Here is an 8815-nt window from a genome sequence, read left to right as displayed (position 1 = left end):
GCCGCTGAGCTGCCCAGAGTCGCTCGGATGAGCACGCACTGGATGCGCTGGTACTCCGCATGACTGTCGGCTCGCTTGAGCCGCTCCGCCAAGCGCTCGACAGTCGGCTTATCACCCACGATCAATGTCTTCATCCACGACTCCTTGAAGTTCGTGGGACAACATCATATCTAATCTATTGAACGCAAATTGGTATGAGCGGGCGCCGCGCTTCATTCCCACCACTTCGCTTGCGCGTCGATGAAGAGCGTGCATTCCGGGATTCGCACCGAGGTGCCGGCCCATGCCGGTCGACAGGTCCTTCGAAATCCATTCGACACCAGGACCGGCTCGCCGGGCTGAGGTTTCCGCCAGCGTCTTGAACGCTTGTCGTAGCCGCCGGCCGAGTGGACGTGACCATGCTTGCGCCAAGTGCTTTCTTCCACACGGATCGACAGCGGCGCAAAGTGAATCGGCCGCAAGGTCTGCCCACCCGCCCAGTAGTAGACGCGTCCGAAATACGCTGCGTGGCACCAGCGCTCCCAGGCGGCCAGGCTGTATCTCGACAGACCCAGGTCGCCGTTCGGGATGCCGATCCAGAGGACTGCGATGCCGAGCCGGTGGTACTCGGCGGCCCGGGCGGTGATCTCGCCGATCGCCAGCGCGCTGCGCTGAACCTCTATCGCCACAGGCACGCCGGAGATGATCGCGAAGACATCGGCGACGGATGTCCCGAACTCTTCTCGAACTCCACGTCCTGCACGTTGGCCTCCTTCCGCAAGGCGTCGAAGAGGCTCAGCTTGGTCAGCAGATGGTCTTCGGTTTCGCCTGCGCCGAGCCGGCATGCGACACGGGCCTTGTGGGCGAAGTGAGGGATGCGGATCAGGCCCTTGTGCAGCACGACTTCGCAGCGGCATGCCGGACACATGAACGGTGCGTCGGGCTTCGCGCTGGACCGCGCAAGAACTTTTTCGTTGTTCGAGGTGCGCAGGGCGGTGAGCATGGTGTTCAGGACTCCGGCAACGTTCGCGACGACCCCATCCGATCATCCCGCTCCCGAGCGCTTCATCCCCACGACCGGGTCAGCAACTCGTCCATGGCGTCAGTGATCTGCTGGCCATGTGCGGCCAGCGACCCGACGCGAGGGCCCAGTTCATCGATGGCCACTGAAACCGTGTCCAGCGGATGCAGCACGAGATCCGCGCCATCGAGCACGAAGATCGGGTTCATGCGGGTGCCAGCCACCTGCGCTCCCGCGGGCAACGCGGTGCGCAGGACCAGTGGGACCACGACACGACGGCGGTAACGGTCGAACTGGGCCGACTGAACCACCACGACAAAGGGGATGCTGCCGCTCTGCCTGCCCTTGTTGCGATGGATGTCGAACTGCGGCAAGTCTTCGCCTACAGCGTGGAATGCTCGTCGGCGAAAGACCCCAGTTCCTCGTCCACCCTGTTCCATGCCTCCGCGCAGACGGCGGCCCATTCCGGTTTGCTTGGAACTTCGCGAAGGGCGGCTTGCGCTCGTTGAAGCGCTTCCATGTCCTGCGGAGAAATCAGATAGGCCGCAGGGCGCCCGTGGCGGGTAATGATGATCGGCTCGCGCTGGGCCTTGTCGAGCAGTTGCCCGAAACGGTTCTGAGCCTCCACCGACGATACTTGCATCATGATCTGCTTCGGGAGTAGCTAACCTGAACAGTTTATGCGATGACTCTCGGTGCTTGCACAAAAATCCCGGGCCTCGCGGGCTCATGCCGCCGCGCACTTCTTCACCGTCTCCCAAGTCCGCGTCGTCAACTCCGTCCCGAAGGTCTTCTCGATCAGCGTCATGAACACCGGGCCTCGTGGCCCCGGGACATAAGCCGAGAACACCTGCATCTCGTCCATCGCCAGGATCCGCGCTTGTTCGAACTCGATCGGCAGCGCCAGCCGGGTGGCTCGCGGTTCGCGCAGGAAGGTCACGACCCGCTTCGCGCGGGCCGGCAGTTCGTGCGGCGCACAGGGGTCGGCAGCCAGCAGGTCGCGCAGGACGTCGGACGAACGCACGATGGTGAGAAAGCGCCGTCCGAGCGCCGCATCCATGGCCGCCTCGGCCTTGCGTTCGAGCGTCGTCCGCGCCGCGGCACGCGCATTGAACGCCACGTTGCCGCTCGACAGCAGCGTCTTCACCTCCGTGAAGCCCGCGTTTTCGAAGCAGCGCTTGAGCTCCGGCATTTTGGCGTTCATCGGGCTGACGCCACGAAGAAAGGCGACGTAGCGCGGCACTTCAGATGTCTTCGAGCAGCGGGTAGGGCAATGGCTCCACCGTCAGCGCTGGCCCATCGACCGCCCGCGCATGCAGCCCGCCGGCATCGATCGCCGCGATCTGGATCGAGATCAAGGCCGCCCAGCCGCCACCCGGCGCCGGCGCGGCCTGCGCCACGGTGCCGACCGGCTGCGCCGGATCGTTGACAGCGAAGACTTCCTGGCCGGCCGCCACCTCGCCGTCGGCCTGCACCAGGTAGGTCCGGCGCTTCAGGGTGCCGCGGAACTGGCTGCGGGCCACGATCTCCTGGCCCGGGTAGCAGCCCTTCTTGAAGTTCACGCCGCCGACCGACTCGTAGTTGATCATCTGCGGCACGAAGGCCTCAACCACCGGGCTGGTCAGGGTCACGATGCCGCTGCGCACCTCGCTCCATTCCCAGATCGCCGGATCGAGTTCGGCACCCTGGGGAGCGGGGCTGGCGGCCGGTGCGATCCACAGGGCGCGAGGCACACCGTCGGACGGGTAGAGCGACACCACCTGCGCCGCGCCGACCGTGCTGACGCGCCCCGGGAGCGCCCCGGCATCGACGCCATTGGCGGCCAGCGCGGTGCCGGTCAACCCGTAAAGCGAGAATTCGGCGCTGGCGTCGCTGAGCTTGGCCTTGGCCCGCAGCACGTACATCGAAAGGCGCTTGAGCGTCGCGGCCAGGATGTCGCGGCTGCAGACCAGCAGGATGCGATCGGGTTCGGGCCGGATGCCGACAAAGCTCGCGATCGCGCGGCCCTTGGCCGTGCACAGCGCCGCCAGCCGCGCCTCGGAGGCATCGAGCAAGACGAAATCCTGGGTCAGTTGGCCATGCAGGAAGCTCGCTGCATCGGGGCCCTCGGCACGGATCACGCCGAGGTGGGAGAGGGCGGTGACGCCATTCGGAACGACAGAGGTCATCGCTGAATTATCATGGCCGGCCAAGTTCCGTTCGGCCCGCAGGGCTTAGCCATTCTTGCTACCGTCATCCGTCCGCCTCCCTTCCCGGAACCCGTGCGCCGCTTCTTCCTCACACTTTTCCTGCTGGCTGCCCTGATCGTGCTCGGCGCCGGGGCCGCCGGGCTCTGGTGGGTCAACCAGCCCCTCAAGCTGCCGGCCCCCAACGTCGACCTGTCCGTCGAGCCCGGCACCACGCCGCGCGGCATCGCGCAGGCAGTGGCCGATGCCGGCGTCGACGTGCCGCCGCAACTGCTCTACCTGTGGTTTCGCTTCTCCGGCCAGGACCGCCAGATGCGCGCCGGCAGCTACGAGCTCGACCGCGGCGTGACGCCGCGCCTGCTGCTCAACATCCTGGTGCGCGGCGAGGAAGCCACCCGGAGCCTGGTGCTGGTCGAAGGCTGGAACTTCCGCCAGGTGCGCGCGGCGCTGGCCAAGGCCGAGCAACTCAAGCCCGAGACCGCCGGGCGCAGCGACGAGGACATCATGGCGCTGATCGGACGGCCTGGCGTGCATCCCGAAGGGCGCTTCTTTCCCGACACCTACACCTACTCCAAGGGTTCGACCGATATCGCCCTTTTGCAGCGCGCGATGCGTGCCATGGACAAGAAGCTGGACGCCGCCTGGGCCGCCCGGGCCTCCGACCTGCCTCTGAAAACGCCCGATGAAGCGCTGATTCTGGCCAGCATTGTCGAAAAGGAGACAGGCAAGGCGCAGGACCGGGCCGAGATCGCCGCCGTCTTCACCAACCGCCTGCGCCTGGGCATGCCCTTGCAGACCGACCCGACCGTGATCTACGGACTCGGCACGCGTTTCGACGGCAACCTGCGCAAGCGCGATCTCCAGGCCGACACGCCGTGGAACACCTACACCCGCAACGGCCTGCCGTCCACGCCGATCGCCATGCCCGGCAAGGCGGCCTTGCTGGCGGCGGTGCAGCCGGCACAAAGCAAGTCGCTCTATTTCGTTTCCCGAGGCGACGGCACCAGCCAGTTCAGCAGTTCGCTGGACGACCACAACCGGGCAGTGAACCGCTACCAGCGCGGCGGCAACACCGACCCCAACCAGCGGAGCGGGCAATGAAAGGGCTTTTCCTGACCCTCGAGGGCATCGACGGCGCCGGCAAGTCGAGCCACATCGATGCGCTCGAGGCGCTGTTCAAGGCCCAGGGCCGCGCGGTCACGCGCACCCGCGAGCCCGGCGGCACGCCGCTGGCCGAGAGCCTGCGCACGATGATCCTCGAACAGCCGATGGACCCGCTGACCGAGTCGCTGCTGGTCTTCGCCGCCCGCCGCGACCACGTGGTGCGGGTGATCGATCCGGCGCTGGCACGCGGCGACGTGGTGCTCTGCGACCGCTTCACCGACGCTACCTTCGCCTACCAGGGCGCCGGCCGCGGTTTCGATCCGGCCGTGCTGTCGACGCTCGAAGCCTGGGTGCAGGCGGCGCCGCAGGCCTTGCTGCAGCCCGACATCACCCTGTGGTTCGACCTGCCGCCCGAGACCGCGGCGGAGCGCCTGGCCGGGGCCCGGCTGCCGGACAAGTTCGAATCGCAGCCGGTCGAGTTCTTTCGCCGGGTGGCGGCCGGTTACGCGGCGCGCGCAGCGGCGGCCCCGCGCTTCGCGCGCATTGACGCCAGCCGCTCGCGCGAACAGGTCTGGCAGCAGGTCGAGGCCGTGCTGGCCGAGCGCGGGCTGGTGGCCGCTGATTCGGGAGCAAGGGCATGACCGCCGATTCGCTGCCCCCCTGGCTGCGCCAGCCGCTGGCCGAACTGCTGCGCCAGCGCGGCCATGCCTGGCTGCTCCAGGGCCCCTCGGGCCTGGGCCAGTACGAGCTCGGCCTGGCGCTGGCGGCGGCCTGGCTCTGCGAGCAGCCCGAGGAGGCCAAGGCACAAGGCGCCTGCGGCCATTGCCCGAGCTGCCACGCGATCCAGGTGCGCACCCACGCCGACCTCTGCGTGCTGATGCCTGAGGTCGCGATGCAGGCCCTGGGCTGGCCGCTGGACGAGAAGTCGCAGGCCGACATCGACGACAAGAAGCGCAAGCCCAGCCGCGAGATCCGCGTCGAGGCCATGCGCGACGCCATCGGCTTCGCCCAGCGCACCAGCGCCCGCGGCCGCGGCAAGGCGGTGCTGATCTATCCGGCGGAGCGCATGAACAACATCACGGCCAACGCCTTGCTCAAGACGCTCGAGGAGCCGGTGGGCGAGGTCCGCTTCGTGCTCGCCAGCGAAGCCGCCTGGCAGCTGCTGCCCACCATCCGCAGCCGCTGCCTGGGCTTCACGCTGCCTTGGCCCGACAGCGGCCAGGCGCAGGACTGGCTGGTCGGGCAGGGCGTGCCTGCGGCTGACGCGCCCGGCTTGCTGCGCGCGGCCGGCGGCCGGCCAAGCGACGCCTTGCGCCTGGCCAGCCAGGGCCAATCGCCCAAGGCATGGTCGCTGCTGCCCAAGGCGATGTCGCGCGGCGAGGTCGGGGCACTTTCCGAGCATGCGCCGGCCCAGGCCATCGGTGCGCTGCAGAAGCTCTGCCACGACCTGATGGCGGTCGATTGCGGCGCGCTGCCGCGCTTTTTCGAGCCCGCCGACCTGCCACCGGCGCCGCCGCGGGCTGCATTGGCTCGCTGGTCGCGGTCGCTCGCCAGTGCGGCAAAAACCGCAGAACACCCGTTCAATGCGGGCCTGATGCTCGAAGCGCTTGTGAGCGAGGCGCGAACCACCCTAAACTCGGCAAGCCGCCGCCCATGAACACACCTGTCGCCCCCACCCCGTCCGCGCCCGTCCGGCCCAGCGTCATTCAGTTGGCGATCAAGGAAAAGGGCGCGCTCTACGCGGCGTACATCCCGCTGTTCGCTGAAGGCGGGATCTTCATCCCGACCGCGCGCGAATACCGGTTGGGCGACGACGTCTACGTGCTGCTGACCCTGCCCGACGACCCCCAGCGCTATCCCGTCGCCGGCAAGGTCGCCTGGATCACGCCTGCCCGGGCCGCCGGCAACCGGGCGCCCGGGGTCGGCATCCGTTTTCCTTCCGACGACAAGTCGCGCCAGCTCAAGGCGCGCATCGAAGAGGCACTGGGCGCCACCCTGGCCTCTGACCGCCCGACCCAGACCATCTGAATGAAGTGATGGCCCCCACGCTCCTCACTTCGTGTGTCGCTGCCCCCCGAGGGGGCCGCAGGCCGGCTTGGGGCGGCCCGGCACCGGCCTGAGTCTCGCTCCCCCACCGGGCACGACGCCGCCTGCCGCGGTGGTTGTGCCGTTCCGACGACGTTTGCCGCGATGTTCACCGACTCCCACTGCCACCTGACCTTTCCCGAATTCGCGGACCAGATGCCGCAGATCCGCGCCGCGATGGCAGCCGCCCAGGTCGACCGGGCGCTGTGCATCTGCACCACGCTGGAGGAGTTCCCCGAAGTCCAGGCGCTGGCCGAGCGGCACGACAACTTCTGGGCCAGCGTCGGCGTCCACCCCGACAACGAAGACATCCTCGAGCCCACGGTCGAGGGCCTGGTGGAGCGTGCCGCGCTGCCCAAGGTGATCGCCATCGGCGAGACCGGGCTCGACTACTACCAGATGGAAGAACGCAAGGGCGGCCGCAGCATCGCCGACATGGAATGGCAGCGCGACCGCTTCCGGGTCCATATCCGGGCCGCCCAGCAGACCCGCAAGCCGCTGGTCATCCATACCCGCGAGGCCTCGGCCGACACGCTGGCCATCCTGAAGGAGGAGGGCGAGACCGGGGGCGGCCAGGCCGCTGGCGGCGTCTTCCATTGCTTCACCGAGACCGCCGAGGTGGCACGAGCGGCGCTCGACCTCGGCTTCTATATTTCGTTCTCGGGCATCCTGACCTTCAAGAAGGCGCAGGACCTGCGCGACGTGGCGGCCTTCGTGCCGCTCGACCGGATGCTGATTGAGACCGACAGCCCCTACCTGGCGCCCGTGCCCTATCGCGGCAAGACCAACAATCCGTCATACGTGCCCTTCGTCGCGCAGCAGATCGCCCAGCTGCGCCAATTGCCGGTCGAGGCGATCGCGAAGGCCACCAGCGACAATTTCGAGACCCTGTTCAGCGGGGCCAAGACATGACAAATTACTTTAAAAAGTTCATTTATCTTATTGTTATTGCTGCATCATTTTCCGCACATGCGAGCGACTACGATGATTTCTTCCGGGCCGCCCGCGCCGACAACGCCAGCGGCATGAAGCGCCTGCTGGCCAAGGGCTTCGACCCAAACACACGCGACGACAAGGGCCAGACGGCCTTGCTGATCGCGATGCGCGAGCCCTCGCCGGAGGTGATCGACGTGCTGATCGCCTTCCCGAAGACCAATGTCGAGGCCCGCAATTCGAAGGACGAGAGTCCGCTGATGCTGGCGGCCATCAAGGGACAGCAGGACCTGGTGACCAAGCTGATCGCGCGCGATGCCGACATCAACAAGCCGGGCTGGACGCCGCTGCACTACGCGGCGACCAGCGGCCAGGTCGCGATCATGAAGCAGCTGCTCGACAAGGATGCCTTCATCAACGCCCAGTCGCCGAACGGCACCACGCCGCTGATGATGGCGGCGATGTACGGTTCGGCGGCCGCGGTCCAGTTGCTGCTCGACGAAGGCGCCGATGTCGCGATGAAGAACGAACAGGGCATGACCGCGGCCGACTTCGCCGAGCGCGGCAAGCGGCCGGACGCCATCCGGCTGCTCGGCGCGGCCGCCGCGCCGAAGCGGCCGGCCGACGGCAAGTGGTGACGCGACTCATTCGGTCTTGTTAGAGTGGATCGGCAGACGATCAACTGGCCGGAAACTGCTCGGGCAGTGGCCCCGGATCGCCTTCTTCTTCTTTCGCGTGCTGGTCGGCCCTCTTGCCGGAATCGCGGCCCAGCTCCTTCATCATCTGTTCGCCCACCGGGTCCTTCCCGTCGAGCGGAATCGACTCTTCGGCGCCGAGCTCCGGCTCTTCGTTGCTTGCGTCTCTTCGGGGTGTCTTCATGGCAATGCTCCTGTGAACGAGCACGTTGGCGCCCGGCGAATCCGCGCGGCCTAAGGAGAAAGCCGAAACCCCTGTCAGCGTTGGCCGATCATTGGGATCCGAAGGACCTCGACGTGCCAAGAAACGCGACCGCCCGCAGCAGGCGGTCAGCGACGGCGTGCACACGCCCAGCGCATCGGGCCCCCAAGTTGGTACTGCGCGGGTATGAGCGAGACCGGCATCAGGACAGCGCATTGGCTGACGTTCAGTAACGTCGCGTACAAGAAAAATCAGGCGACAGATCCTTCAGGGGAGCCGCCATGTTCGAAAGGTACAAGGTCAGGATTCAAGCCTATTGCGAGGAATCGGGCATCGAGGTGCCGGTCGGCTTCGGCCGCCACGCGGCGGCCCGCTACGCGGCCATCGACGAGGAATCTTCGCCACCCAAACTCGTGGCGACGACCTGGCCGACCCGCAAGGAGGTGGTGAACTATCTGATCAACCTGGCTGCAGGCAAGAGGACCCGGATTCTCGATTTCGAGGATCGGTGCGAACTCAGTTTCGACGGCAAGGCCAGCTTGCTCAGGGGCGGCACGTTCTGAGCCCCGCGCGGTAGCGCGTGCGCAAAGTGCTTGCTCTCGCATCGAAA

At 67.1% G+C, this 8815-nt stretch carries 14 protein-coding genes; 7 read left to right on the top strand and 7 right to left on the bottom strand.

The window, feature by feature from the left end; genetic code table 11:
* Positions 1-212: 212 nt before the first annotated feature.
* The 6 genes from QZH52_RS21945 to ygfZ all read right to left on the bottom strand — a co-directional run bounded on the left by QZH52_RS21945 (position 213) and on the right by ygfZ (position 3168).
* Entirely contained in the window at positions 213-668 is a 456-nt protein-coding gene (locus QZH52_RS21945; protein ID WP_301812699.1) for a competence protein CoiA family protein, read from the bottom strand.
* Positions 659-982 carry a competence protein CoiA family protein gene (locus QZH52_RS21940; RefSeq protein ID WP_301812698.1) on the bottom strand — a complete coding sequence of 108 codons (324 nt, stop codon included), beginning with the start codon at positions 980-982 and terminating at the stop codon, positions 659-661. Before QZH52_RS21940 ends, QZH52_RS21945 begins: the two co-directional genes overlap by 10 nt.
* Positions 983-1044: 62 nt before the next feature.
* Entirely contained in the window at positions 1045-1374 is a 330-nt protein-coding gene (locus QZH52_RS21935; protein ID WP_301812697.1) for a CcdB family protein, read from the bottom strand.
* Positions 1375-1382: 8 nt separating this feature from the next.
* Positions 1383-1646 carry a type II toxin-antitoxin system Phd/YefM family antitoxin gene (locus QZH52_RS21930; protein ID WP_286531875.1) on the bottom strand — a complete coding sequence of 88 codons (264 nt, stop codon included), beginning with the start codon at positions 1644-1646 and terminating at the stop codon, positions 1383-1385.
* 81 nt (positions 1647-1727) lie between these two features.
* Positions 1728-2243 (bottom strand): DUF1697 domain-containing protein, encoded by a 516-nt coding sequence (locus QZH52_RS21925; protein ID WP_301812696.1) that lies wholly within the window; start codon positions 2241-2243, stop codon positions 1728-1730.
* 1 nt (position 2244) lies between these two features.
* The gene (gene ygfZ / locus QZH52_RS21920; protein ID WP_301812695.1) at positions 2245-3168 is read right to left on the bottom strand and encodes a CAF17-like 4Fe-4S cluster assembly/insertion protein YgfZ; all 924 of its coding nucleotides are present in this window, start codon (positions 3166-3168) and stop codon (positions 2245-2247) included.
* 93 nt (positions 3169-3261) lie between these two features.
* Between ygfZ and mltG the strand changes: the two genes are divergently transcribed.
* The 6 genes from mltG to QZH52_RS21890 all read left to right on the top strand — a co-directional run bounded on the left by mltG (position 3262) and on the right by QZH52_RS21890 (position 7946).
* A complete protein-coding gene (mltG, locus tag QZH52_RS21915; RefSeq protein WP_301812707.1) occupies positions 3262-4287 on the top strand; it encodes an endolytic transglycosylase MltG in 1026 nt (341 codons plus the stop codon).
* Positions 4284-4931, top strand: coding sequence for a dTMP kinase (gene tmk, locus QZH52_RS21910; protein ID WP_301812694.1), 648 nt, complete (start codon positions 4284-4286; stop codon positions 4929-4931). Before mltG ends, tmk begins: the two co-directional genes overlap by 4 nt.
* Complete coding sequence (locus tag QZH52_RS21905; protein WP_301812693.1) at positions 4928-5947, top strand: DNA polymerase III delta subunit-related protein; 1020 nt, start codon at positions 4928-4930, stop codon at positions 5945-5947. The genes tmk and QZH52_RS21905 overlap by 4 nt, the downstream gene beginning before the upstream one ends.
* Positions 5944-6318 carry a PilZ domain-containing protein gene (locus QZH52_RS21900; protein ID WP_286528963.1) on the top strand — a complete coding sequence of 125 codons (375 nt, stop codon included), beginning with the start codon at positions 5944-5946 and terminating at the stop codon, positions 6316-6318. The genes QZH52_RS21905 and QZH52_RS21900 overlap by 4 nt, the downstream gene beginning before the upstream one ends.
* A gap of 162 nt (positions 6319-6480) precedes the next feature.
* On the top strand, positions 6481-7287 hold the full coding sequence (locus QZH52_RS21895) for a TatD family hydrolase (RefSeq protein WP_301812692.1): 807 nt from the start codon (positions 6481-6483) through the stop codon (positions 7285-7287).
* Entirely contained in the window at positions 7284-7946 is a 663-nt protein-coding gene (locus tag QZH52_RS21890; protein ID WP_301812691.1) for an ankyrin repeat domain-containing protein, read from the top strand. The genes QZH52_RS21895 and QZH52_RS21890 overlap by 4 nt, the downstream gene beginning before the upstream one ends.
* A 40-nt stretch (positions 7947-7986) precedes the next feature.
* Here QZH52_RS21890 and QZH52_RS21885 read toward each other — a convergent pair whose 3' ends face one another.
* Positions 7987-8187: a hypothetical protein gene (locus QZH52_RS21885; protein ID WP_301812690.1), complete on the bottom strand. Its 201-nt coding sequence runs from the start codon at positions 8185-8187 to the stop codon at positions 7987-7989.
* A 299-nt stretch (positions 8188-8486) separates the two neighbouring features.
* Here QZH52_RS21885 and QZH52_RS21880 point away from each other — a divergent pair, with 299 nt between their 5' ends.
* Positions 8487-8768, top strand: coding sequence for a hypothetical protein (locus QZH52_RS21880; protein WP_301812689.1), 282 nt, complete (start codon positions 8487-8489; stop codon positions 8766-8768).
* Positions 8769-8815: the final 47 nt, after the last annotated feature.

This window comes from Variovorax ginsengisoli, from assembly GCF_030486595.1.
In the GTDB taxonomy this organism is placed as follows: Bacteria; Pseudomonadota; Gammaproteobacteria; order Burkholderiales; family Burkholderiaceae_C; genus Variovorax; species Variovorax ginsengisoli_B.
The sequence above is the reverse complement of the archived record's forward strand: the minus strand, read 5'-3'. Positions and strand labels throughout refer to the sequence as shown.